Here is a 23,560-nt window from a genome sequence, read left to right as displayed (position 1 = left end):
TCATTGTTTTGCGGCCTGAATAAATTAAAATTTGTATTGTACACAATCGGGGATACAAGACCGTCGAGAGCGGATTTAATGCTTCAACCGAACTTCATCTGAATTGCATGGCTATCTTAAGTACCGTTTGCTTTATCTCCTCCCGGCCAGCAGCGCTGGCGTAAATGCGTACTGCTATTAAACATCCATCATTATGAAAAAAATAATTCTCGCCTTCGACGGCCCTCATTATTCGCAGGGAGCCTTTGATTTCGCGAGGCGGCTCAATGAACTCCAACCGGTTATATTGCGGGGCCTATTCCTGCCGCAGGTTGATTTTTCTCATGCCTGGGTTTATATGGAAGGGGCCACCGTTACATCCTTACCGGTTATAGAGGGATACGATGAAGCCGCTACCGCGTCTTCCATCCATGCGTTCGAACAGGAATGCCTTCGGTATGGTATTGCGCATGATTTCAGGCAAGACCGTGATGATCTCGCCATGCCCGCGCTCAGGACCGAAACCCGGTTCGCCGACCTGCTGATTGTAGGAAGCGAGCGATTTTACGCGAACCTGGGCGTTACCTCACCCAATGATTACCTGAAAATGGCGCTGCTCAGGTCCGAATGTCCTGTCATTCTCGCACCGGAACAGTTCACTTTTCCGGAAAGCGTGGTCCTCGCCTACGACGGCAGCGAAGATGCCATGTTCGCCATCCGGCAATTCGCCTGCCTGTTCCCGGAACTTTGTACCAGAAAAACCGTGTTGGTGTACGCCACCCCAAAATCCGGTCGGAACATGCCGGAGCCGGAACACATAAGGGATTTCGCATCCCGGCATTTCCCCAACCTGACGCTCGAAGTGCTGGAAGCGGAACCGCGGAAGTATTTTGGCACCTGGATCAACGATATACACCATCCGATCGTAGTATGCGGAGCCTACGGAAGATCCGGCTTCTCAGAAGCCTTCCGGACCAGCTTCATTGCTGAAGTGATTACCGACCATAAAGTACCCGTATTCATTACACACCGATAAATAAGCTTTCAATCAACTCACTATTAATTAAAAAAATATTTTATGAAATCAGATTTGCAAATCCAGCAAGACGTCATGGACGAACTGGAATGGGATCCTATCCTGTCCGCCGCCGAGATCGGCGTAGCCGTTCACAACGGTATCGTTACCCTTAACGGGCAAGTCAGCACCTTCAGCAAAAAGCTCGCCGCGGAAAATGCGGCTAAAAGGGTTAAGGGCGTTAAAGCAGTCGCGACCGACATTGAAGTAAAGTTTTCCAATGCCTACAACAGGACGGACACTGATATTGCCGCCGCCGCATTAAACGCCCTGAAATGGCACAGCCTTGTTCCCGACGACAAGGTGAGAGTGAAAGTCGACGACGGGTTCGTCACCCTCGAAGGTGAAGTGGAATGGGAATACCAGCGGCAATCGGCCACAAACGCCGTCCGTAACTTGAACGGTGTAAAAAACGTCGCCAATCTTATTGCTGTAAAACCGCTTATTTCTGCCAAAGTAGTTAAAGACAGCATCAGGAAAGCACTTGAGCGGAGCGCTGATGTGGAAGCAGACAGAGTAGAAGTTGTGACTTCAGGCGGCAAAGTAACACTGAAGGGGAATGTCCGCTCCTGGAATGAAAAAGAAGAAGTCAAAAGGGCGGCGTGGTCCACACCGGGAATTGTAGACCTGGAAGATAAACTGGTAATATTCCCGTAAATGTTTGATGTTCCAACTTGCGACATATGAAAGTACTCATGTTTGGATGGGAGTTCCCGCCCCATATTTCAGGGGGACTGGGGACCGCTTGCCAGGGAATAGTGAATGGACTGTTGGAAAACGGTGTGCGGGTTTTGTTCGTTGTGCCCAAAACTTATGGCGACGAGCCTGTGGAAAGGTTCAGGCTGCTTGGCGCGGAAGACGTACACGTCTGGCCCGACAAAGCTGCGGCAACAACACTCCGGGAAGCACTTTCATTTTTCGAGGTCGACTCACCCCTGGTCCCTTACATGAGCCCCGAGGCGTACATCCGCCAGACGGCGGCCGGCAGCCCGCCCGCGCCGGAACACCGGCCGATACGTTACACATTTGGCGGGGGATATGGAAAAAATCTGATGAGGGAAGTCTGGCATTACGCAGAAACCGCAGCGGCCATCGCCTCCCGCCAGGCATTCGATATCATCCACGCGCATGATTGGCTGGCATTTCCTGCCGGAATCATGGCGGCCGCCCAGAGCGGGAAACCATTGGTCGTGCATGTACATGCGACGGAATTCGACAGGGCTGGCGACAACATCAACCGCCAGGTTTACGAAACAGAAAAACAGGGCATGATGATGGCGGACCGCGTGATTGCGGTGAGTGAGCTTACCCGGCAAACGATCATACATCGTTATCATATCCCGCCAGAAAAAGTGGTCACCATCCACAACGCGGTTAACCAATCGGAAGAGCCCGATTCCGGCTTTTCGCTGCCAAGCCTTCTCCCGGAAAAGCGGGTTTGTTTCGCCGGCAGGGTGACCTGGCAGAAAAACCCATCCATTTTCGTGGAAGCAGCTACCCGGATACTGGAAAAAGACAAAAGCTTTCGGTTCTTCATGGCTGGGAGCGGCGACATGCTTGACGAGATGATTGAAAAAGCCAACCGGCTGGAAATTTCGTCCCGGTTTCATTTTACCGGCTTCCTCCAGGGGCCTGCCCTCCAAAAGCTGCTCCGGGCATGCGACGTATTCGTGATGCCGTCTGTATCCGAACCTTTCGGTCTGGCCCCGCTGGAAGCTATCCGCGAGGGCGTACCGGTGATTGTCTCCCGCCAGTCCGGTGTTCAGGAAGTATTGCAGTATGCCATGAAAGTGGACTGGTGGGATGTCGACGCACTGGCGAACGCCATCTACGGACTCGCCCGCTACCGGGGGCTGGCTAATATGCTCCGCCGCGAAAGTATCCGTGAAGTTTCCGAAATGTCCTGGCTAAAACAGGCCGCCGCGATTAAATCATTGTACAGGAAAGTCCTAAACTGCCGTGTATGAAAAATGTTTGCCTGGTCTTACAACTCCACCAGCCCTCCCGTTTGCGCCACTTTCCGTTTACGCGGATTGGCGGCGGAGGTCCGTATTTCGATGACCGCGTCAATGCCGGTATCCTGGAAAAAGTGGCGAAAAACTGCTATCTGCCCATTAACCGGTTGCTGATGAAACTTATCCGCAAGAGCGCCGGCGCGTTCCGTATCGCGGTATCCGTTTCCGGAACAGCACTGGACCAGTTCGAGCATACGATGCCGGTGCTGACTAAAAGTTTCAGGGAATTACAGGATACGGGATGCGTAGAGTTCCTTTCCGAAACCTTCGCACATACCGTTCCCTGCAGACATCCCGGACCTGGCTTCCGCAAGCAGATTTTAGCACATTCTGCAACCATTGAACGGCTATTCGGGATAAGACCGCGCATTTTTCGCCATCACGGCACCGGTATCCTGGAAGCGATGGCCGACGTACTGCCCGGCCTGGGTTTCACCGGGATGATCCTCAACGAAATCCCTTCCTCCATCCCGGCCTGGACCGCATGCAATCTCTTTCATAGCCCCACCCGGCCGGCTTTCAAACTGATGGTCAATCACCGTCATTTGGCAGATGACATCGCGATACGTTTCTCCGACCGGCAATGGCCGGATTGGCCGCTTACCGCGCAAAAGTTCGCCAGCCGGCTGCTAAGTGGCGAAAACGCCGGCCCCCTCGTCAATGTATGTATCGATTATGAAACATTTGGCGAACGCCATCACCAAAACAGCGGCATTTTTCATTTCCTGGAAACATTACCCGCCGCAGTTCTGCGGTCAGGCGAAATTCAGTTTGCAACGCCATCCGAAGCGATGATTTTGCAGACCGGCATCAATAGTCTTCCTTTTCCCCCAATACCCACCCCACCCGTAACCGGTCCTTACCTGCGGAACGATTTGCAACAGGATGCATATCACTGCCTGGAAGATATCGAAACAAAAATGGCCGTCTGCTCCAATGAAGCGCTGCAGCGCGATTGGCTGCACCTGCAAAGCAGCGACCACTTTCTGTACATGGGAGTAGCAGGACCCGATGCGTCATACGGGTGCTTTAGTCCGTACAAAGATCCTTTCGACGCTTATGTTAACTATATGAATGTCCTTACCGATTTTTCCCAGCGTGTGGAAGCATGGCTGAAAACCAACAAATCGAATATTTATGGTCAACATACAGCTGCAGCCGGATTTCATATTTGAAATCAGTTGGGAGGTTTGCAATAAAGTAGGTGGTATTCACACGGTACTGTGCACCAAGGCACGGTTGATGCAGGAAGAATGGGGGGACAGATTCGTGATGATCGGGCCGGATCTTCCGACGTTGAATGGTATCAATCCGGAACTGCTGGAAGACAAAACGCTTTTCCCGGTATGGAAAGCGCAATTGCAGGAAAAGGGGCTGTCCGTGCGGGCGGGTCGCTGGAACATTCCAGGCCAGCCCCTTGTGATGCTGATCGATTTTACGCCATTGTTCCGCCAGAAGAATGAAATCTTCACCGCATTATGGATAAGATATCATTTGGACTCGCTTAGTGGCCAGTGGGACTATATAGAACCCGCCTGCTTCGGCTATGCCGCTGGCCTGGCGATCGAGTGTTTTTACCGGAGCCATCTCAACAGCACTGATAAAATTGTCGCCCAGTTCCATGAATGGATGACGGGCGCCGGGATTCTATGTCTTGAAAATCTGGCGCCACAGATCGCTACTGTATTTACCACGCACGCCACCGTTGTGGGCAGGGCCATTGCCGGTTCCGGCCAGCCCTTTTACAGCACTTTCCCCGCTATTCATGCCGAAACCGCAGCCAGGGAAATGAATGTTATCTCCAAGCACTCACTGGAAAAAATCTCCGCTAATATTGCGGACTGCTTTACCTGTGTCAGTGAATTCACCGCCCGTGAATGTGAAAAGTTCCTGGATAAACAGCCGGACTTCATTACACCCAATGGTTTTGACCCGTCATTCGTGCCTCCGCCTGCGATATTCGAAGCAAAACGAGCCGCCGCACGGGCTAAAGTACGCTCCGTAGCCGCTGCGCTCTTTCAGCAGGAGCTACCGGAAGATACTTTGCTCATTATCAAAAGCGGCCGCTACGAATTCAGGAATAAGGGTATCGATCTGTTTATCGACAGTCTTGCTTTGTTGAAGAATGATCCCCAATTGAAGCGCACCCTGCTCGCTGTCATATTCGTTCCGGCATCCCATACCGGCCCCCGCGACCTCCTGGTGGAAAGTTTGGCCCATCCGGACTTTCTCCATCCCCGCACCGGTGAAGTGCTTACCCATAATTTGCAGGCCGCGGAAGCGGATCCGGTCATGAAACGGTTGCGGGGGCATAATCTCGACAACTCGCCCGCAAGCCATGTAAAAGTGCTGTTCGTCCCTACTTATCTCGACGGTGAAGACGGAATTTTCAATATGCCTTATTACGATATTCTACTCGGATTCGATCTTGCCATTTTTCCTTCGTATTACGAACCCTGGGGATATACACCGCTCGAAAGCCTCGCTTTCCACATTCCCGCGTTAACGACCAGCCTTTCGGGATTCGGCGCGGCTGTGAGGCAACTGCCTGATTATACGGGTGATGGTGTTTTCATTATTGACAGAAAAGACGGCAACGAGAAGGAAGTGGCGGCCGCAATATCCGGCATTATCCGGGATTACAGCAGGATGCCGGCCGCAGAAGTAGAAAAAATCGCCGCTCCGCAGCTGGAATCAGTACACATTTCCGGTGGGACAATCTTATCTATCGCTATCAAATGGCTTATGATTTCGCACTGCAAAAAAGCATGCAAAGGGAGCGGTTATTCCGGGAGAAGCCGCAGGCCATTCCTGTTGCCGCAGCGGAGAATATAGCGCCGCCACCGGTCTGGCGGAACATAACAGTGCAACCGGGGCTCCCGCCTTCGCTGCTCTTGTTGAAGACAATTGCCGAAAATACGTGGTGGAGCTGGAATCCTGAAGCGGTTGCACTTTTCGAATCCATTGATCCGGCAGCCTGGACCCGGTGCGCGCATAATCCGTTGACACTCCTTCGGCAACTCGACCTTACCACGATCCGAAAATTGGAGAATGACGCTGGATTTCTGGACCAGTTGTCGAAAGCAGGAAATCTCTTCCATCGGTATATGTCACAATCCCCCGGCACGGGGCCGCAAATTGCCTGGTTCTGTATGGAATACGGAATTCTGCCAGGGTTGAAACTGTACGCGGGCGGCCTGGGGATACTTGCCGGCGATTATCTCAAAGGCGCCAGCGATGCGGGAACACGGCTGGTGGCCGTGGGTTTGCTTTTCCGGCACGGTTATTTCCGGCAAAAGATATCTCCCCAGAAAGAACAGCAGGCGCTTCCGGAAATCATGACTGGTAGCTTGCCTGTGATCCCGGTTACGGCAGATGATGGTTCGCAAAGAATGATAGAACTGCCGCTTCCGGGCCGTACGCTGTACGCCGCCGTATGGAGCGTGCCTGTGGGCAGGGTAACGCTGTACCTGCTGGACACTGACCTGCCGGCCAATACGGCCGACGACAGGCTGATCACGTCCGTTTTGTACGGCGGGAGCCAGGATACCCGACTCAAACAGCAAATCCTTCTGGGAGCCGGGGGCGTGCGTATGCTCACCTCCCTGGGGATCAGGCCGGACGTCTGCCACCTTAATGAAGGGCACGCCGCTTTCGCCGGATTTGAAAGGATTCATCAGTATATCCATCAGGAACATCTCGGATTCGAAGAAGCACTGGAAATGGTGAAGTCCACTACGCTTTTCACTACGCATACGGCAGAACCCGCCGCGCAGGATGTATATGACGAAGAACTCCTGCGAACTTACTTCGGCTGGCTATCCAAACACCTGAACATCAGTTGGGAACAACTGATGGCGCTAGGCCAGGCGCCGGGAACATACAATACCGGGAAGTTTTCCATGCTCTATCTGGCTGCGCACATCGCCCAGGAAATCAATGCCGTCAGTAAAAAACACCAGGAAATTTCCCGCAAAGTGCTCCTACCGCTCTGGAAGGACTTCAGGCCAACGGAACTTCATATTAACTATATCACAAACGGTGTGCACGCGCCAACCTGGATGGCGGAAGATTGGCGAAGCGCCGTCACCGGCGAAATAAGCGACGAGCGCTGCTGGGAGATCCATACTTCACTAAAGCGTCGCCTCATCCGGACCATTCACGACCGATTGAACCAGCAGCGCGTCATTATGCAGGAAAACACCGGCAAGGCCTTCCATCCATTGCAGCAATTGAATGAAAAATCACTTATTATCGGTTTCTCCCGCCGCTTCACGCCCTACAAGCGCGCCGGCCTCCTGTTTTCCAATATGCGGCGGCTCGCCGCCATCCTGGGTAACGCAAGCCGGCCTGTGCACATCATCATAGCCGGGAAAGCACACCCCGACGATGAAGCGGGTAAGGCTTTGCTCAAACTCATACTTACCTCCGCCGCCAACAGCCCGGTTATTGGGGAAAGGGTCATTTTTCTCGAAGACTACGACATGTCGCTCGCCGCCAGCCTCGTTCAGGGAACCGATCTCTGGCTCAACACACCCAGGCGCGGCCATGAGGCATCCGGTACGAGCGGTATGAAAGCGGCGCTTAACGGTGTATTGCAACTAAGCGTAGACGACGGCTGGTGGTCGGAAGCGGCAGACGATAAAGCGGGCTGGACAATATCCACAGAAGATGGGTATGCAGACGATACGTTACAAGACGAAATAGACGCCGACCTCCTGTACAGGACGCTGGAAAATGAAGTTATGCCGCTTTATTTCGACCGCAACCAGGCCGGCCTCCCGGAGAAATGGATTGCTATGATGAAACACGCGATTAATTGCTTTCGGCCTGTTTATGGAATGGAACGCGTGACAAAAGGGTACGCTTCCATTTACAAACAATTACAGGAAAGAAGCCATCAGTTATGCGCAGACAACTATCAACCGTTGCGTAAACTGGTTTCATGGAAGAAAAGCCTGTTGGCCAACTGGAAACAGATCCATCTGATGGACAGCGGCCAACTGGGCGGAGCGCATGCCACTTTGCAACTTGGGGAAACACTTCCGGTGAAGATCCGGTTGTATATGGGTGAATTGCCGCCAGGAGACGTTGGGGTGGAAATCGTGTTTTCTGAAAGGGACGACAATGAAAATTTCGTGCTGGTACATCCGCTGTCGCTTACAGGTACCAGCGGCAATATTGCGGTATTCGAAGCCGCCGTTCCGCTCCCTTTATCGGGAGAATACACTTATAGTTTCCGGGTGTTTCCCAAACATCCCATGTTACCGCACCGGCAGGACTTTCCGCTGCTGATGTGGGTTTGAACACTATTAAATTCACTATTATGATAGCAAATATGACACCGGAACAGATCGACCTAGTCTTATCCAAACATGCCGCAGGCCGCATTTGCTGCACGGATGGCATGAAGCCCTACGTAGTTCCCGTTTCATATGCCTTCAACGGGAATTACCTGGTGGCACACTCCCGTCCCGGCATGAAAATAGACATCATGCGCAGCAATCCGAATGTCTGTTTCCAGGTAGACGAAATCGATGACCTAACCAACTGGCGATCGGTAATTGTCTGGGGACAATATGAAGAAGTGAACGATCCGAAGGAACGTTATTACCTGATGAAGTTCCTGGTCAGCCACCTGCTGCAATATCACGCAGGAGAACTGGCCGGTGTTGCGGAAATGCGCAGGGAACTGGATAGTGCCGACCGGGAATTGCCTGTAGACCGCCCTATCGTTTACCGGATCAGGATCAAGGAAAAAACAGGCCGGTCTGAAAAAAGAGATATTCATCGAATTTGAGTATCAGGCATTTATCAGCGCCGCCTTGAACTGAGCGCGATAATTTACGATGGTTTGCCCCATGCGGATCAATTCAGCCACGCTCCATGCCTGGGCAATGGTACCTCCGGGCCGATAGGGATAATCGCCGTCGTATAGTTCCGCGACGGAATAAAGGCCGTATTCTTCCAGAACAACCGCCATTCCCTCATATATTTCCTGTAGCAAAGGCAATGCATCACCACCGTAGACACGTAGGTAAGCGTCGGTAAAATGCCCGAGCAGCCATGGCCAAATCGTTCCCTGGTGATAAGCTTGATCCCGCTGTAGCTGATTGCCCGAGTAACGGCCGTGGTAGTGAGGATCTCCGGCCGACAAAGTCCTGAGCCCCCTCGGTGTTAACAATTCCTCCGCCACTTTGTCTGCCACCAACCGCTGAATGGTTTCCGGCAATGGCGAATACTTTAGCGACACGGCGAATATCTGGTTAGGACGGACCGACCAATCCGCTACCCCATCCGTCACGCAATCCGCCAGATACTGTTTCCCTTCGTCCCAGAAAACACTGACGAACGAGCGGGCACATAATTCGGGCAGCGCTTTCCATTCCCTCACAAATTGCATATCTTCCGATTCTGCAGCCAAATCGAGCGCAAAACAGACCGCATGATACCATAAAGCGTTTAATTCTACGGCTTTCCCCATCCGTGGCGTAACCGGGGTGCCGTTGCACACGGCGTCCATCCATGTAAGCGCCATCCCCGGAGAAACAGCTTCCAGCAAACCGTCGCTATCCATCCGGATGCCGTTGTGCGTCCCTTCCCTGTAACGCGATAGTATACTTTTCACGACCGGGCCATATCTATCCCACACCCGCATTTCCGGCGAAACATTGTGGCGATGATATTCCGTCAAAGCCCAGATAAACCAAAGGGATGCATCAGCAGCATTATAGGTAGCATGTTCGCCGGAGCCCATATTCGGTAAAAGCCCCTCTTTCAAATCGGCGATCAGCGCATCAGCAATTTTTTCAAAAAGCCGGAAATTCCCTGAAGACAGCGTAAGGCCCGGCAGGGCGATGCAGGTATCGCGCCCCCAGGAGCCAAACCAAAAAATCCGGCACGAATAGCCGCCTTATCTGGTAATTCGACGATAAATTGCTTTGCCGCGTTGCGGAGGCAAGCCTCCATTCCATAAAACACCGGCTGCCTGGCAAGCACCGTTTCGAAGTCGCTATTACCTACCGCAGCCGTCCCGTCACGGAAACCTGCGGTAAATACGACCGCGGTACCAGGCTGCAAAGTGATTTCGAAGTAGCCTGGCGTGAACAAATCCTCCTGGCAGCCGTATCCCCGCTCCTCCTCCCAAGCGTACTCAAAATGATAATACCATTCGGGCCAGGATGTAAATGTTCCTTCATCCGACAATTGCATGTAAAACGGTCGATAGCCTTGATATGGAGCGATAACAATACCTCCACGTACCTTGCGGGTTGTTGCGTCGATCATGTTGTTTGCACAGGATAACCAGTGGGCGTTGCGGAAAGCCAGTAGCGGCATCAACCGCAAACGTACGGGCCCGGATGCCGTATCTAACCTGTACCGGATCATCAGGTGGCCATTGCCCGCATCGAAAAGCAAATCCTTCTGCAACAGCACGCCTCCCACTGAAAACGACCACTGCGGAACAGGATTGGCCGTAAACTCCTGAATGAAGCGATAACCCTCCTGGTAATATCGCCCGGCATACCGATGTGTAGCCAGGTTGTAGGCCCCTGTTGCCGTATATAACGTTTCGTCCAGCGCCGATAAAATAACATCGTACTCGCTCCCGGCATTTTGGCCGGGCGAAACAATCAAACCATGGTACTTCCGGGTATTGCAGCCGCTTATCGAAGCAGCGCTGTATGTTCCGTCAGGCGCTACCAGGAGGTATTCCCGGGCAAGTGAAATACCAGCGTCGGACATCATGGCCCTGTTGAACACATTACGAATCATGGCTGCGCTGCTTTTCATCGGATGACTCATCCTGGCGAAGTCCTACAGGTACGGCTTCCACCGCCATACGCCCCAATTCGTTATGCGCCTGCAGTGTCATGTCCCTGGTGCTGGGTGCGAGCGTCCATCCCTTTTGCGTTTTCCGGTAAATCATTATATGCAAACCGAATCGCTCCCGAAAACATTTTTCGATATGCCAGGCCGTATGCAGCGGATGTATTTCCATGGCACCGTTGTTATGCCGGTAACGAACTGCCCCCACAGCCCTGGATTGGGGGAACGGCTTTCCCCGGATCATGTCGCCGGCTTCCTCGGGCGCCGGAAAAAAACAATTTTGAGGAAGGGAAAATGATAGGCAAACTCCTGTTTCAAAGCCCCGATGGTTTTCTGGTCGGAAATTTCGAGGAACATAACTTCAGGTTTTAAAGTCAGTGAAGATTGATGCCAACCGCCAATTTAATGGAAACCAGCCCCCGGGACGATGACAGCCATCATATTATTTGTTGACCGTTATCATGATTTTCGCTCACCGGGTCTATCGTTCCTAAAGCTGACCATCCATAATTTTTCCGTCTTCCATCCTGATAGTCCTGTCTGTCCGGGAAGCAAACGTCTCATCGTGGGTGACGATCAGGAGGGTTTGGAGGTAGTCTGCCGCCAGGTCGCGGAATATATTGAAGACGAGCTCTCCGTTCTTCTTGTCGAGGTTACCCGTCGGCTCGTCGCCCATAATGATACAGGGGTCGTTGATCAAAGCGCGGGCAATGGCCACGCGTTGCTTTTCCCCACCTGACAGCTGGTAGGCTTTACGTTTGGCCAGCAGGCGGATGCCCAGCTGATCAAGTCTGGCCATGGCGCGGTTTTCGACTTCCCCCGGAGGAAAGCGGTTAAGTTTGAGACCCGGCAACATGACATTCTGCAGTACACTAAATTCGTTGAGCAGGTAATGGAATTGAAATACGAAGCCAATCTTCCCGTTACGGATGCCGGCCAATGTGGCCTCACTCTTCCCGTTCATGGGTTCCCCGTCTATTAACAATTCACCTTCATAATCCGTGTCCATGGTAGACAAGATGTATAACAGGGTCGATTTGCCGCAGCCCGACTTTCCGGTGATGGTTGCGAATTCCCCCTTCCTGACGCTTAAACATATATCGTCCAACGCTTTCACCTCCACGGGGTCGTGGAAGTACTTGTTGATATTCCTCGCTTCCAGGATAATGTCGCCCATGGCTATTTCCCCCTGATGATAACGACCGGATCAATGGTGCCCGCCTTTCGCGAAGGCAGCCATCCCGCCAGCCAGGTAAATAATAATGAGAATACGCCGCCTGTGACATAGATAAATGGCTCATAGCTGACAGGGTACGTGGTAACCGTGGGCAAAGAAGTGGTGCGGAACGGCACCTGGTCGATTCCAGCCGACAACATCCCTCCCAGCAGAAGCCCCGCCAAACCACCGAAAACCCCGATGCTTAATGCCATCACAATGAATATGCGCCGCACGTCTTTCCCGGAAAAACCAGTGGCTTTCAGAATCGCGATCGCATCCATCTTTTCATAAATAATCATATTAAGAATATTATAAATACCGAAACCCGATACGGTGAGCAGGGTTACACCCACCACGTAGGAAATGAGCGAGCGGATCGAACTGCCGGTTTCGAACTCCGCGCTGAGCGTTTGCACATCCTGCGCGCTGGTATTGAACATACCGCCGTACAATTTTGCCAAAGCCGGCGCATTGTCTATATCCTTCAACCGGATTTGGATATCCGTAACGAAATTGCCTGTCTTCCCGGAAAGTTTCCGTGCCGTGGTAAGGGAAGTAAAACTCTGTATCCTGTCAAAGTCCTGGATACCGGATTGCCACAATCCAACAACTTTCAAGGTAAAACGTTCACCACCGGGCGTTGTCAGCTGCACCCGTTCTCCCACATCCGTCAACAATCTTTCGGCCAGCGCCTTCCCGAGGATGATGCTGTTTGGCACCTTGTCCAGGTTGTTGGCATCGCCGGCCCGCACATAGTCAGAAAAATGGAATAAGGTGTTTTCCTGTAAAACGTCGATGCCATTCACCGATGCCGCGATATCAGAGGGCCCTTCGTTGAAAAAAACCTCCATGACTACTTTTGGCGCGATACCGGACACGCGCCCGTCGTGCCGTAAAGCCTGCATGATCGCCGCACTGTTGCGGATCTCCGTCCTGCTGTCTTTCGTTTTTACGGAATGGATGAAATGATAGGTGGAATCGTACGCAGGCAGCAGCATCACGGGTTGGATGGCGGTGGGTTTCACTTCATTATAGAGCCGGATATGGGGTGTACGGTTCAGAAAAAGGGAATCCAGCATCTTGTTTAACCCTTGCATAAATCCCAATAATGCGACAAACATGCCGACGCTGAAAGTTACCCCGATAGCCGCCACCAAAGTCTGCCGCCAGCGGGCCATCAGTAACGAGCGGGCGATATCGATGACAAGCTTCATTGCTCCGGTTTAAGAATGACGTCGTCCGGTGTAATACCACCGGTAATTTCAACTCTCTGATAATCCATCAACCCGGTAACCACACGCTGCTGCTTTCCGTTCTCCAACAGCACAAAACCTCCTTCCAGCAAATAAGAACGGGGGATGGTCAGCACCTGCTTCTTATGGGCCACTACGATATTGGCTTCGCAGGTAAGGTTGGGATATAATACGGGCGGCGCCTTCCGGAATCGTGCTTCGAGTACAAATGTTTTCGATTTTTCGTTCATATATGGCTTCAGTGTTTCCACGACGGCGTCGAACACCTGTCCTTCATAACTATCCATAGACACCGCGACCGGCTGGCCCTTCCTTATACGTGCCACATCGTATTCATCAACCTGCAATTCCAGTATAAAAGAATCAGGATCTCCGATAACGGCGACGGGTTGCAGGGTGTTAACCATTTCGCCTTCTTCCACGAAAGTGAAAAACAATTTTCCGCCATGTTCGCATTTAACGGTATGTTCGGCAGCCGCCGTCCTGGAAATTTCCAGGTTTTTCAATGCCTGTTTTTCCCCGAATCCGATTTCGCGAAGCAGTTCTTCGTATCGCAAACGCGCTGATTCATAAGCATTCCCGGCGGTCTTCCATGCAAGTTCCCGCTGTTCCAGCTCGTTGCGGCTTCCGATTTGCTGCGCCCATAGGTTGCGTTGCCGCTGCAGCTCCACCGCACGCTGGTCTAAATTCATTTTTGCGTCATTCACACTGATCTCTAATTCCCCGATCCGCCGGAGGTTCGCATTACGGGTAGCGTTCTCCGCTGCAATGGATGCGTTCTCCGCCTGCAGCCGCGCCGTTTCCCCCTGCACTTCGAGAATCGGCTGCCTGTAGTCCACGATCCCTCCTTCTTTCACGAGCCAACGGACCGCGATGCCATTCACTGTTGAAAATACTTCGTACTGATTTTCGCATTTCACGATACCGGACGCATATACAGATTCGGTAATGTCTTCCAAAACCGGGTGGATTTTCTCCCGTTGCGCTTCGCAGGAATAAAACGGTAAAGCCAACATCAGAAGGATGGGATACTTCATAGTAATATGCGACTAATTCGCCAATTGTTTTCTATTTGTTTTCAATAAGATAACCAGGCAGGCACCGGCTAAAATTACGGGTGAGGGAAATGCCGCTCCGGCCCCGAGCGGCGCGATGGCAAGGAAAAAGACCAGTGCACATGCCAGTCCCGCACTGCGCCATCGTCCGCTGCCGAACATGGCTGCCGCGATCATCAACTGCCCCAGGGTGATGGCCAATATCATCCCCTGTTCAAAAAAGCGGAAAGATGCATCCATCGCCCGGATGTACCAATCATATACCGCCACTGCCGACAACTCCAGGAATGCCTCCGGCCGGGCAGTCAACACCACGATGTTGATCACGGCGGCAAATAGAAATAAAATCCCCAAAACATAGGCCGCCCGCGCCGGCCTGAAAAAGGAAAATGCGAGTATGGCGAGGCTAATACCATTGATTACCATAAATGCGGGAGAAAAAAGATTAGCCATAACGTAATATTTGGCACAAGCTATCATTTTTACACACCTGGTCCGATGATCACAGGCACAACGCTGTTGACGTTGATCATATCCCGATCATGCCGCCGTCATTGCCCCGGCAATCCGATGCTGTTACCTTTAAGCTATGTGGTTAATCATTTTCCTCCTGCAGACATTTACAAACATACCTCCCGCCTCCACCGGCCAGGTACCCGTATTATGCTACCACAATCTGGCTGCGACAGGCACGGGCGACAGGCTCCATGCCACATCCGCGGCATTCCGCCGGCAATTGCAAGCCCTGCGCGATGCAGGTTACCATACGCCCGATCCCTCCCTGCTGTCAGACGGCGCATCACTCCCACCCAAATCCATCTTCATCACCTTCGACGACTCGCATGCCGACCATTTCCTTATCGCCGCGCCGGCCCTGGAGGAAGCTGGCTTCAGGGGTATTTTTTTCATTATGACTGTCACCATCGGTAAGAAAGGCTTCCTGACCAGTTCCCAGATCAAGACATTGCATGAACACGGGCATTGGATCGGCAGCCATACCTGGGATCACCCACGCCTTTCGGCGCGCGGGTTCCCTGACGCCGCACAACAGCTTAGTGGCACCAAATCATCGCTGGAGCGGATAACCGGCGCACCCGTTACGCTTTTCGCCTATCCCTATGGCTTTTGGAATGACACAATTGCAGCGCAGGTAAAAAAAGCCGGGTATAAAGCCGCTTTCCAACTATCTGAAACGAAAATGAGCGCATGGCCGCAATTTTCCATTAGGCGGATAATGGTAGACGGCAGATGGAACGGAGAACAATTACTACACGCCATAGACGAATCATTTAAATGATCTGACATGTAATAAACATGCTTCCGGCCTCACAGGATCGTGTTCCTGACTACCGCCGCATGCCCGCTAATGCCGCCGGCAATCATAAGTGATCGAAGTAGCCCCAATCTGGATGGTAGCGAACATACCAGTTCCGTGACCACCGAAATCCACATCCACCGGTAATCCGTACTTGTTGTAGGAAAACACCTTCATATCATTATTAACACTGTAGTTCCTGTCCAGAAACTGCCAAACAGGATTGGTTAGTCGCAAGCTGGCCTTGTCATCGTAAGTAAAGGTCTCTGTTGTACTGCTACCCTCCGACTGCCGGACGATCTTTTCAATATTGCCCTGCCTGTTATATGTATAGGTGGAAGTCACAAATGTTGCTAGGCCGTAATAATCCGTTGCCTGGATGATCCTGTCTACCTGGTCGTATTTATAAGTAGACACGTTTCCGACATACAGTTTTCCCTGCCCGGGGCCCGGTAACGGGATACCCGGCCCGATGTAGCCAAAGGAGAAACTGGTGTCGGTGATGATCCGGTTTCTGTTGTCGTAATGATACCGGTGCCAGTTTTCAAAGTAAGGATTTGGCGGTTCATAAACGCTGTAAAAGTCCGTTAACCGTCCTTTCCTGTCATACAGGAACCGGTAATTCGGGGACCCCGTGCCCACAGCGCCGCGGGTGATACTTACGGGTCTGTCTTTGGGGTCATATGAAAAAACCAGGGAGTCGCCCAGAAAAAGGCCTCCTTTCATTTTCACGATCTGGCAACCAGCATCCTGGGGAATTACATCATGATACTTATTACACCCGGTAAGATGATGGACGGCTGCAATCAACATACATGCCGCCACGAATAGTAATATCTTCTTCATAACGCATATTTTACCTATTTACAAGAATATTCGATATCTGCATATGTGAAGGGTGTGGTGGCGAAGTAAGCGTACCCGTGACTGGCGATCTTGATGGAGACAGGGAGCCCATATGAATTATAGGCGATTACGGGGAACCGGTTATTGATACTGTAGTCCCTGTCCAGAAACTGCCAGATGGGATGCAGGAGATGGAAATTCAACTTATCGTCATAACTGTAATTGATTGTCGTCGAAGCTCCGCCAGACTGTTCTTCAACTGACACAAGATTTCCGGCGACGTTGTATTTGAACAGCCTGGTTACAAATACGGTGTCACGGCCGTATGTGTCGGTGGACCTGATGATCCGGTTGAAATGATCGTACGCATAAGTGGAGATATTGCGAACGCCAAGATAAGGCCGGCCGGGGCTCGGCTGAGGGGTATTATCCGGTCCTACTTCACCGAATTCATAGGTCGTATCCAGCACTATCCGATTTTTGTTATCATAATGATAGCGATGCCAAACGTCAAAAGAAGTGGGATTTGTATAAACGCCATAAAAATCCGTCATCCTGCCCTTATGATCGTAAAGAAACAGATAATTGGGAGCGCTTGTTCCCACGAAACCGCGGATCATACTGACAGGGTCGCCCTTGCTATTGTAGGAAATAACGAAAGAATCGACGGGTCCGGAAAAGTAAATATCCCCTTTAAACTTTGCGATGCGGCAGAACGGTTTATCCGGGTGCGGAAAAGGATCCTTCCGGCAAGCGGACAACAGGCAACCGCCTAGCATTACGCATGCGAATGCGATTAACAATAATCTCATAAAAATTGATTTTAAGGTTAATAAATCACAATTCGGCGGTGTAACGGCAAACAGGAACAAGTACAGGAATGTGGCACTCACGGCCGGAAACGGGGTTAATTTATCGCAGGAGTTTGTCCATATTTCATGGGCTACGCTATTGATTCGTCGGGGCCAATTTTCAGATAACTAATTTAACAAAGTTCTCCAATAAAAAATGATGATAAGGATCAATAAAATAGATGAGTTTCATCCATGGTGCCGTGCGATTGCTATGCTATAATGAAAGAGATCCGGAGATGATGTCTGTCAAAGTCCATGTTGACTGACATCATTCATGGGGTCCCCAAATTCACGGAAATTTATGTCAAAAACCATGAATCCAACACATATCCACCTGATCATTACGCATTTGCCTATATACGGCGCCCTCATTGGGCTTTCCATTCTTTTATACGGCATGGTCACAGGTAGCCATCACACAAAAATCGCCGCCTTTGCAGTGCTGTTTTTTGCATCCGTGGGTGGGATTATCGCCTTTTCCACCGGTGAGGGTGCGGAGGAAACTGTCGGGCATATACAGGGAATTTCCAAAAATGTGATTGAAGAGCATGAAGAATTTGCAGAGATAGCTCTCATAAACCTTATTGTATTAGGTGTAGCCGCGCTTGCTGCGGGCATTTTAACAATTACATCCTCGAGATTCAACAGAGCCTTGTCCGTTATTGTGCTCGCCTTGTCAGTTTCCTGTTTTGGCCTGACGGCATGGACCGGGTACCTGGGGGAAAAATACGGCATACGGAAATCAATGCTGCGGCGCCCCCGGTGCCAAATTCGCCTGCAGCAAACCACGACGAGTAATAATCAATGAAATGGCCACCCGATCCGGGATTGTCCCAACGAAAAAAGGTACGGATGGCCCGTACCTTCGTGATCTCGCTGGGACTCGAACCCAGGGCCCATACATTAAAAGTGTATTGCTCTACCAACTGAGCTACAAGATCATTCGCTGCGTCGCTTTCGCATTGCAGGGCGGCAAAAGTAAACAAAAATATGGCTACTCCAAATTTTTCCGGGATTTCTTTTCAGGGGCCCCGTGTAATCGCGTACCTTTGCGCCGGCGTGCCCCGGGCACGCCTTTCCAGACAAACGCGCATATGATTGAAACAGGTGATGACGGATACACGGCCATAGCAGCACAGGAAGCATTTTGCAGCTTCCCTGACCAGGCGGCCGCGAGTATCCTGGCCGAAGGAACCTCCCTAGCCCCCGGGGGCGCCATTCACCCGTTGTGCGCCATCGCCGTAGCGGAACTGCAACGATACCTCGCCATGCAAAACGAGTGGAAACACAATTTCGGGCTGGATGCCGGCGGTGAAGGCGCCGTGATCGGCAAGATGTTCGGTGTGCTGGTTGCCAGAACGCCCGACGGCACCATGGGCTACCTCGCCGCCTTTTCCGGCAAACTCGCCAATGGCAATCATCATTCCCGTTTCGTGGCCCCCGTTTTCGACGGACTGGCCAACGGAGGATTCGTTAACGCCGGGATGCTCCGCTTAACGGAAATCAATCAGCAAATCGCGGAACTGGAAAAGGAATGCGCCAGCTTCCACCAACCCTCCATCCTCCGGCTGAAATCGCTGCGCAAATCGCATTCTGTGCGCCTCCAGCGGAAGATCCACGAACAATACAACTTCATCAACAAAGCCGGCATCTCCCGGAATATGGTCGATATTTTCGCGGACCACGGCTACAAACAACCGCCCGCCGGCGCCGGAGAATGCGCGGGCCCCAAGCTACTTCAGCATGCCTTCCGCCATCGCCTGGAACCCCTGGCATTAGCGGAATTCTGGTGGGGCCTTTCCCCAAAATCCGCCACCTGGAAACACGGCGAATTCTACAAGCCCTGCAAAGAAAAATGCGCACCCATCCTGGGGTACATGCTGTCTTCCTGAACCATCCATAAATAAAGGCAATGCGGTCTGCATTGCCTTCCGGATTACTCCATGCTTGTATAGGGTATGGCTAAGGATGTTACCGCTTTGCGGACCGGATCAGATCCAGGGTATATTGGATCTCGGGGTCCTTGTTGGCTCTGATGTACTGCTGGAATGCCTCGAAAGTCAGTTCCTTGTGCGGCAGGCAGCCACGGCCGTTGTCGTCCTTTGCTTTCATGAAATAGATTTCGCTCATCGGCACCGTCAGCCTGCTTTTCGTTTTCGGCAGGGTGTAAGTACTGAACCAGGCCGCCGTGGTCGACGCTTCGCCGCTGCCCGTTTCCGTGCCCACCAGCACACCGCGCTGGTTGTTCTTCACAAGCGCCGCGAAGTAAGTGGCTGCGCTCACCGTGCCGCCGCTGATCAATACATATACGTCGCCTTTGAAATTGTTCTTATCCGGGGGATAATTGGAAATTGAACCCTCCGTCAGACGGGCATTGCCGTAATAGAAGCCCGCGGTGCTGTCGTAATCGAAGCGCTGTTTCAGGAAGTTCACGTTCTGCTTCACTTCCTCCTCTCCCATCTTCGTTCCGTAACCATTCAACAGGTTTTCCGGGTCATGTACATCGATGTTTTTCGTACGGTAATTGAAGACATTGTCGAAAGGCTTCAGCGCCACGAAGGAATACAGCAGGGCAGACATATTCGGGTTGCCGCCACCGTTGGACCGGATATCGATGATCACGTTTTTGATATTCCGCTGTTTCACTTCTTCAAAAAAGTTGCTCAGTTCCTTGTACATGTCGCTTTCCTGCAGCATGAACGTGAGCACCGTCAGGATCGCGGTGGATTCGCTGTCAAGGTATTCCTTTGTTACATATCCCCGCTTGAGGAAGGTATTAAAAGGCAGCTCGCCCAGGTTACGGTTGTGGTAGCCGGTTTTGGCGTCCACCGCTTTCAGCTGGATGGTCGCGGGATTTTTGGCGCCGTATTCCTTATACACCACTTCGTAGCTGGTCGATTCAGGGAACACCAGGCTGATGAACAGGCTGAGGTTGTTGCCCGTCCGGTCGGTGCCGGTGCGGATGAAGCCGTCGCTGTAAGTGGCGTAACCGATCTCGCTGAGAATTTTCGCCGCGGGCATTTTATTGATGGAAAGGATTTCGGCGCCGAATGGTATGGATGTCCCTTTCGCGTTGACGATGATTTTGTCTTTGAAAGTGGCGGTGGCCAGGGGGAAGTGATGTATGCCGTAGAAAACGTCAATCACACGTTCTTCGTCGTAGTCCAGTTTCAGGTGTACGTCGTTGAACAGCTGCACGGGAGAATACCGCAGTGCGCTGAGCAGCGAGGGGTCTTTGTCCAGCCGCGCCAGCAACGAATCCATCTTCCGGTTGAACGTTACGGTATCGGAAAACTTGTAAGGATTGGGGTGTTGCCGCTTCAGCAGGTCCACCGCGTAAGTAAAATCATCCTTCAGGTCCTGCCTGGTAAACCCGGTGAAGGGTTGCAGCTGCGCCATGGCGGATGTGGTCAGCAGGGACATGAGGATCCCTGATGCAATAACTTGCTTCATGCTTTGGTAATTTTAGAAACTCCGTTTAAATGTTGTTGATCAGGTCGATAATGCCTTCGTTCTCGATGATCATCATACCCTGCCGGTCTTCTGTGATGCCTTCCTGCAGGGAGTAGGTGTACTTCGGCACATTCCCTTCCAGCACGGTGGGCATGAACCTGAACTGTACATTCTGCAGCTTTTTCAGCGCTTCGCCCACTTCGATGATGTGGGTGGATACGATAAACAGGCAGTTTTGATACTCCGCGAAGCCTTTCGTGACGGCCAGGGTGCCGTCGAAGGCGTCTTTTACGTTGGTGCCTTTGAACAATTCATCGAACATCAGCAGCAGGTGTTCTCCGGTAGCCGCTGCCAGGGCTGCATCCTTCACCCTCACCACTTCCGCATAGAAGTGGCTGTATCCCATGGCGATGTTATCGGCTACGTTGATGCTGGAAAAGATGCCTTCCCGGACGGAAAACGCCATTTCCGAAGCCGCCACCGGAAACCCGATGTGCGCCATGTACATTGCGATGCCGATAGATTTCATCCAGGTCGACTTCCCCGCCATATTGGCCCCCGTGAGGAACAGGACGTTGCTGCCAGCCTTCATCAGGATATCGTTGCCTACGGCTTTGGGGATGCCGGGATGCCGGAGGTTGCTGGCATGGAACAGGTTTTGTTCCTGCTCCAGCGCCTGTGCGTAGCAGAACTTCCGCTCGCGCGCCACCTGGCTCACCGCGATGTAAACATCCGTTTCGGCGATGAATTGGAGCACGTCTTTCATCTGGGCGTTGAACCGGCTCCGCAGCAGAAAGTCGTATTCTGATACGGTTTGGGTGGACATGGATTTGTAAATATCGCTGTCCAGCACCCGGCGGATATCCTTGTCGGCCATGACCGCCAGCAATGCTTCGACGCGCTGCTGCAGGGGCTGTTCCCCTGGCGGAGCAGCTCCAGCAACCCGAAGCACTTCTTAAGCGTTACGATCGTGGCCTGCAGCTGCAGCAGGATGTTCTTATAGCGGCCATCTTTCGCCACGCTGGCCAGCATTTTCATCATCCAGGTGTCTGCAGTGGTCGCTAATTGCGACTTACCCGCCGCGCCGTCGATGAATTCGCGCATGAGGGCGACCTGGTCGGCTTCAAACGGGAAGGCGGTGCTTTCCCGCTCGAAATACTGGAAGATGGCCGCGCGGCGGTTGATAGCCGCCGCATCCGTGAGCGGATGGGAAAACATCTCGTCCATCAGCTTTTCGCCGATGCGGGTTTTGACTTTATTGAACAGGAAATACACCGATCCCTGCCGGAACTTCCCCATGAGGTTCAGTTCCCCAACCGATTGGCGATCTATTTTAAAACTCATAATTGCTTGTTTAGCCGTTTACCACCTTTATTTCCCTGCTTCAGAATCTCCAGGATCCCTTCGTTGCTGATGATGATCATGCCATGTTTGTCGTTGGTCACCCCTTCCTGCAAGGTGTAGGTATACTCGGGTACGGCGCCGTTCATCCGGGTGGGCAGGTAATAGAATGCCGCGCTATCCTTCTTCCGCAGTTCGTCTGCTGCTTCGATGATGTGGGAGGAGATGATGAACTTGCTCGCTTTCCGGTTGGTGAACGCGCTGCATACGGCCAGGGTGCCCTCGAGCGCGTCTTTCACGTTGGTGCCGCGGAACAGTTCGTCGAACAGGACAAACAGGGATTTCCCGGCGCTGAGTTCCAGGGCGATTTTCTTCACCCGCAGCACTTCCGCGTAGAAGTGGCTGGCGCCGATGCCGAGGTTGTCGGGTAGGTTGATGGTGGTATAAACGCCATCCAGCACGGAGAATTCCATAGCCGCCGCGGCCACCGGGAAGCCCATGTGGGCGATATACACGGCGGTGCTAAAAGAGCGCAGGAACGTGGATTTACCCGCCATATTGGCTCCTGTGAGGAACACCAGGTTGCGCGCCGGCGGCATTTCCAGGGTGTTGGGCACTGCATGCTTCAGCAGCGGGTGGTACACGCCGGCAACATGCAGGATGGCCGTCCCCTTCGGGTGAACCTTGGGAAATACCATGCTGTGCTGCAACGCTACGCGCGCCACCGAGATGTAAACATCCAGGTGATAAATGAACCGCAGCAGCTCCAGCACTTTTCGCTTTTCCTTCACGCGGATCAGCACGTCGAACGCAGTCACGGCGCCGAAAGACAGGCGGGCATCCGGCTGCTCGTTGAATACCGGCGCGAAAGCCGGGTCCTGCAACAGGACGGATACCGCCATCCGATCGGCTTCCAGTTCCGGCACGCCGCCCAGCTCACCATTGGCGACGTACTGCCGGAGGGTATGGAACAGGCGCACCACGGCAGCGATGCCGTTCTGGGTCTCCTTCTCGCTGAGGGTAACTTTGGAACCGCCGTCCAGGTTGTCGTCGTACGTGATGTACTTCTCGACGTTATCCAGGGTAGCGCCGTCGAAGGGGAACGTGGCATTCAGCTCCGCGAAGGCGGAAATGATGTTGATCCGCTGTTGGATCGCGGTCCTGTCGCTCAACGGCTTTTTGAACATGGACTCCATGATGGCTTGTCCGCCCCGGGTAAACGATTGGTTGTAAATATCGTAGATGCCTTGCGTGTCTGCTTTGGAAAACAGGCGCAAATCCTCCATCGTCTGCGTATCAGTCTGCAAATACATATTATGCGTTTT

General features: G+C 52.4%; 23 protein-coding genes and 1 tRNA gene. 10 read left to right on the top strand and 14 right to left on the bottom strand.

Going from position 1 to position 23,560, the window contains the following annotated elements; genetic code table 11:
- The first annotated feature begins 193 nt into the window (after nucleotides 1-193).
- From WJU16_RS22755 to WJU16_RS22725, 7 genes are read left to right on the top strand one after another with little or no spacing between them, the layout of a single operon-like run.
- Nucleotides 194-1,015: a universal stress protein gene (locus tag WJU16_RS22755; RefSeq protein WP_341835650.1), complete on the top strand. Its 822-nt coding sequence runs from the start codon at nucleotides 194-196 to the stop codon at nucleotides 1,013-1,015.
- A gap of 42 nt (nucleotides 1,016-1,057) precedes the next feature.
- Entirely contained in the window at nucleotides 1,058-1,711 is a 654-nt protein-coding gene (locus WJU16_RS22750) for a BON domain-containing protein (protein ID WP_341835649.1), read from the top strand.
- A gap of 26 nt (nucleotides 1,712-1,737) precedes the next feature.
- Nucleotides 1,738-3,021, top strand: a complete 1,284-nt coding sequence (locus WJU16_RS22745; RefSeq protein WP_341835648.1) for a glycosyltransferase family 4 protein — start codon at nucleotides 1,738-1,740, stop codon at nucleotides 3,019-3,021.
- Complete coding sequence (locus WJU16_RS22740) at nucleotides 3,018-4,244, top strand: hypothetical protein (protein ID WP_341835647.1); 1,227 nt, start codon at nucleotides 3,018-3,020, stop codon at nucleotides 4,242-4,244. Before WJU16_RS22745 ends, WJU16_RS22740 begins: the two co-directional genes overlap by 4 nt.
- On the top strand, nucleotides 4,207-5,904 hold the full coding sequence (locus WJU16_RS22735) for a glycosyltransferase (protein ID WP_341835646.1): 1,698 nt from the start codon (nucleotides 4,207-4,209) through the stop codon (nucleotides 5,902-5,904). Before WJU16_RS22740 ends, WJU16_RS22735 begins: the two co-directional genes overlap by 38 nt.
- Entirely contained in the window at nucleotides 5,808-8,375 is a 2,568-nt protein-coding gene (gene glgP, locus WJU16_RS22730; protein WP_341835645.1) for an alpha-glucan family phosphorylase, read from the top strand. The genes WJU16_RS22735 and glgP overlap by 97 nt, the downstream gene beginning before the upstream one ends.
- 20 nt (nucleotides 8,376-8,395) lie before the next feature.
- Nucleotides 8,396-8,869 (top strand): pyridoxamine 5'-phosphate oxidase family protein, encoded by a 474-nt coding sequence (locus WJU16_RS22725; RefSeq protein ID WP_341835644.1) that lies wholly within the window; start codon nucleotides 8,396-8,398, stop codon nucleotides 8,867-8,869.
- A 3-nt stretch (nucleotides 8,870-8,872) separates the two neighbouring features.
- Here WJU16_RS22725 and WJU16_RS22720 read toward each other — a convergent pair whose 3' ends face one another.
- From WJU16_RS22720 to WJU16_RS22690, 7 genes are all read right to left on the bottom strand, one after another.
- Nucleotides 8,873-9,907, bottom strand: coding sequence for an amylo-alpha-1,6-glucosidase (locus WJU16_RS22720; RefSeq protein WP_341838686.1), 1,035 nt, complete (start codon nucleotides 9,905-9,907; stop codon nucleotides 8,873-8,875).
- Entirely contained in the window at nucleotides 9,859-10,845 is a 987-nt protein-coding gene (locus WJU16_RS22715; RefSeq protein ID WP_341835643.1) for a glycogen debranching enzyme N-terminal domain-containing protein, read from the bottom strand. Before WJU16_RS22715 ends, WJU16_RS22720 begins: the two co-directional genes overlap by 49 nt.
- Nucleotides 10,835-11,071, bottom strand: a complete 237-nt coding sequence (locus WJU16_RS22710; RefSeq protein WP_341835642.1) for a hypothetical protein — start codon at nucleotides 11,069-11,071, stop codon at nucleotides 10,835-10,837. Before WJU16_RS22710 ends, WJU16_RS22715 begins: the two co-directional genes overlap by 11 nt.
- Nucleotides 11,072-11,389: 318 nt before the next feature.
- On the bottom strand, nucleotides 11,390-12,076 hold the full coding sequence (locus tag WJU16_RS22705) for an ABC transporter ATP-binding protein (RefSeq protein WP_341835641.1): 687 nt from the start codon (nucleotides 12,074-12,076) through the stop codon (nucleotides 11,390-11,392).
- A 2-nt stretch (nucleotides 12,077-12,078) separates the two neighbouring features.
- Nucleotides 12,079-13,332 carry an FtsX-like permease family protein gene (locus tag WJU16_RS22700; protein ID WP_341835640.1) on the bottom strand — a complete coding sequence of 418 codons (1,254 nt, stop codon included), beginning with the start codon at nucleotides 13,330-13,332 and terminating at the stop codon, nucleotides 12,079-12,081.
- Complete coding sequence (locus tag WJU16_RS22695) at nucleotides 13,329-14,408, bottom strand: efflux RND transporter periplasmic adaptor subunit (protein WP_341835639.1); 1,080 nt, start codon at nucleotides 14,406-14,408, stop codon at nucleotides 13,329-13,331. The genes WJU16_RS22700 and WJU16_RS22695 overlap by 4 nt, the downstream gene beginning before the upstream one ends.
- Nucleotides 14,409-14,420: 12 nt before the next feature.
- Nucleotides 14,421-14,879, bottom strand: coding sequence for a hypothetical protein (locus WJU16_RS22690; protein ID WP_341835638.1), 459 nt, complete (start codon nucleotides 14,877-14,879; stop codon nucleotides 14,421-14,423).
- A 136-nt stretch (nucleotides 14,880-15,015) separates the two neighbouring features.
- Between WJU16_RS22690 and WJU16_RS22685 the strand changes: the two genes are divergently transcribed.
- Nucleotides 15,016-15,723: a polysaccharide deacetylase family protein gene (locus tag WJU16_RS22685; RefSeq protein ID WP_341835637.1), complete on the top strand. Its 708-nt coding sequence runs from the start codon at nucleotides 15,016-15,018 to the stop codon at nucleotides 15,721-15,723.
- A gap of 66 nt (nucleotides 15,724-15,789) precedes the next feature.
- Here WJU16_RS22685 and WJU16_RS22680 read toward each other — a convergent pair whose 3' ends face one another.
- Both WJU16_RS22680 and WJU16_RS22675 read right to left on the bottom strand, forming a co-directional pair.
- Nucleotides 15,790-16,587: a hypothetical protein gene (locus WJU16_RS22680; RefSeq protein WP_341835636.1), complete on the bottom strand. Its 798-nt coding sequence runs from the start codon at nucleotides 16,585-16,587 to the stop codon at nucleotides 15,790-15,792.
- A 14-nt stretch (nucleotides 16,588-16,601) separates the two neighbouring features.
- The gene (locus WJU16_RS22675; protein WP_341835635.1) at nucleotides 16,602-17,057 is read right to left on the bottom strand and encodes a hypothetical protein; all 456 of its coding nucleotides are present in this window, start codon (nucleotides 17,055-17,057) and stop codon (nucleotides 16,602-16,604) included.
- A gap of 685 nt (nucleotides 17,058-17,742) precedes the next feature.
- Here WJU16_RS22675 and WJU16_RS22670 point away from each other — a divergent pair.
- Nucleotides 17,743-18,249: a hypothetical protein gene (locus tag WJU16_RS22670; RefSeq protein WP_341835634.1), complete on the top strand. Its 507-nt coding sequence runs from the start codon at nucleotides 17,743-17,745 to the stop codon at nucleotides 18,247-18,249.
- Nucleotides 18,250-18,309: 60 nt separating this feature from the next.
- On the opposite strand, the gene WJU16_RS22665 is transcribed toward WJU16_RS22670, so the two are convergent.
- Nucleotides 18,310-18,382: transfer RNA gene (locus tag WJU16_RS22665), tRNA-Lys, on the bottom strand.
- Between the two features lie 153 nt (nucleotides 18,383-18,535).
- Between WJU16_RS22665 and WJU16_RS22660 the strand changes: the two genes are divergently transcribed.
- Entirely contained in the window at nucleotides 18,536-19,333 is a 798-nt protein-coding gene (locus WJU16_RS22660; protein WP_341835633.1) for a pseudouridylate synthase, read from the top strand.
- Nucleotides 19,334-19,412: 79 nt separating this feature from the next.
- On the opposite strand, the gene WJU16_RS22655 is transcribed toward WJU16_RS22660, so the two are convergent.
- Genes WJU16_RS22655 through WJU16_RS22640 form a run of 4 tightly spaced genes read right to left on the bottom strand, consistent with a single transcriptional unit; the run spans nucleotide 19,413 to nucleotide 23,548 of the window.
- Nucleotides 19,413-20,894 carry a S41 family peptidase gene (locus tag WJU16_RS22655; RefSeq protein WP_341835632.1) on the bottom strand — a complete coding sequence of 494 codons (1,482 nt, stop codon included), beginning with the start codon at nucleotides 20,892-20,894 and terminating at the stop codon, nucleotides 19,413-19,415.
- Nucleotides 20,895-20,919: 25 nt separating this feature from the next.
- A complete protein-coding gene (locus WJU16_RS22650) occupies nucleotides 20,920-21,771 on the bottom strand; it encodes a MutS-related protein (RefSeq protein WP_341835631.1) in 852 nt (283 codons plus the stop codon).
- Nucleotides 21,657-22,238: a hypothetical protein gene (locus WJU16_RS22645; RefSeq protein WP_341835630.1), complete on the bottom strand. Its 582-nt coding sequence runs from the start codon at nucleotides 22,236-22,238 to the stop codon at nucleotides 21,657-21,659. The genes WJU16_RS22650 and WJU16_RS22645 overlap by 115 nt, the downstream gene beginning before the upstream one ends.
- Nucleotides 22,235-23,548 (bottom strand): MutS-related protein, encoded by a 1,314-nt coding sequence (locus WJU16_RS22640; RefSeq protein WP_341835629.1) that lies wholly within the window; start codon nucleotides 23,546-23,548, stop codon nucleotides 22,235-22,237. The genes WJU16_RS22645 and WJU16_RS22640 overlap by 4 nt, the downstream gene beginning before the upstream one ends.
- Nucleotides 23,549-23,560: the final 12 nt, after the last annotated feature.

The organism is Chitinophaga pollutisoli, assembly GCF_038396755.1.
Lineage (GTDB): Bacteria > Bacteroidota > Bacteroidia > Chitinophagales > Chitinophagaceae > Chitinophaga > Chitinophaga pollutisoli.
Note: the sequence above shows the minus strand (reverse complement) of the source record. Positions and strands in the feature narration are given on the sequence as shown.

What these genes read in the sequence shown, in the direction of transcription:
- WJU16_RS22755 (WP_341835650.1), top strand. Translation starts at nt 194, where the DNA reads ATGAAAAAAATAATTCTCGCCTTCGACGGCCCTCATTATTCGCAGGGA.
- WJU16_RS22750 (WP_341835649.1), top strand. Translation starts at nt 1,058, where the DNA reads ATGAAATCAGATTTGCAAATCCAGCAAGACGTCATGGACGAACTGGAA.
- WJU16_RS22745 (WP_341835648.1), top strand. Translation starts at nt 1,738, where the DNA reads ATGAAAGTACTCATGTTTGGATGGGAGTTCCCGCCCCATATTTCAGGG.
- WJU16_RS22740 (WP_341835647.1), top strand. Translation starts at nt 3,018, where the DNA reads ATGAAAAATGTTTGCCTGGTCTTACAACTCCACCAGCCCTCCCGTTTG.
- WJU16_RS22735 (WP_341835646.1), top strand. Translation starts at nt 4,207, where the DNA reads ATGGTCAACATACAGCTGCAGCCGGATTTCATATTTGAAATCAGTTGG.
- glgP (WP_341835645.1), top strand. Translation starts at nt 5,808, where the DNA reads ATGGCTTATGATTTCGCACTGCAAAAAAGCATGCAAAGGGAGCGGTTA.
- WJU16_RS22725 (WP_341835644.1), top strand. Translation starts at nt 8,396, where the DNA reads ATGATAGCAAATATGACACCGGAACAGATCGACCTAGTCTTATCCAAA.
- WJU16_RS22715 (WP_341835643.1), bottom strand. Translation starts at nt 10,845, where the DNA reads ATGATTCGTAATGTGTTCAACAGGGCCATGATGTCCGACGCTGGTATT.
- WJU16_RS22710 (WP_341835642.1), bottom strand. Translation starts at nt 11,071, where the DNA reads ATGGAAATACATCCGCTGCATACGGCCTGGCATATCGAAAAATGTTTT.
- WJU16_RS22705 (WP_341835641.1), bottom strand. Translation starts at nt 12,076, where the DNA reads ATGGGCGACATTATCCTGGAAGCGAGGAATATCAACAAGTACTTCCAC.
- WJU16_RS22700 (WP_341835640.1), bottom strand. Translation starts at nt 13,332, where the DNA reads ATGAAGCTTGTCATCGATATCGCCCGCTCGTTACTGATGGCCCGCTGG.
- WJU16_RS22695 (WP_341835639.1), bottom strand. Translation starts at nt 14,408, where the DNA reads ATGAAGTATCCCATCCTTCTGATGTTGGCTTTACCGTTTTATTCCTGC.
- WJU16_RS22690 (WP_341835638.1), bottom strand. Translation starts at nt 14,879, where the DNA reads ATGGCTAATCTTTTTTCTCCCGCATTTATGGTAATCAATGGTATTAGC.
- WJU16_RS22685 (WP_341835637.1), top strand. Translation starts at nt 15,016, where the DNA reads ATGTGGTTAATCATTTTCCTCCTGCAGACATTTACAAACATACCTCCC.
- WJU16_RS22680 (WP_341835636.1), bottom strand. Translation starts at nt 16,587, where the DNA reads ATGAAGAAGATATTACTATTCGTGGCGGCATGTATGTTGATTGCAGCC.
- WJU16_RS22670 (WP_341835634.1), top strand. Translation starts at nt 17,743, where the DNA reads ATGTCAAAAACCATGAATCCAACACATATCCACCTGATCATTACGCAT.
- WJU16_RS22660 (WP_341835633.1), top strand. Translation starts at nt 18,536, where the DNA reads ATGATTGAAACAGGTGATGACGGATACACGGCCATAGCAGCACAGGAA.
- WJU16_RS22655 (WP_341835632.1), bottom strand. Translation starts at nt 20,894, where the DNA reads ATGAAGCAAGTTATTGCATCAGGGATCCTCATGTCCCTGCTGACCACA.
- WJU16_RS22650 (WP_341835631.1), bottom strand. Translation starts at nt 21,771, where the DNA reads ATGGCCGACAAGGATATCCGCCGGGTGCTGGACAGCGATATTTACAAA.
- WJU16_RS22645 (WP_341835630.1), bottom strand. Translation starts at nt 22,238, where the DNA reads ATGAGTTTTAAAATAGATCGCCAATCGGTTGGGGAACTGAACCTCATG.
- WJU16_RS22640 (WP_341835629.1), bottom strand. Translation starts at nt 23,548, where the DNA reads ATGTATTTGCAGACTGATACGCAGACGATGGAGGATTTGCGCCTGTTT.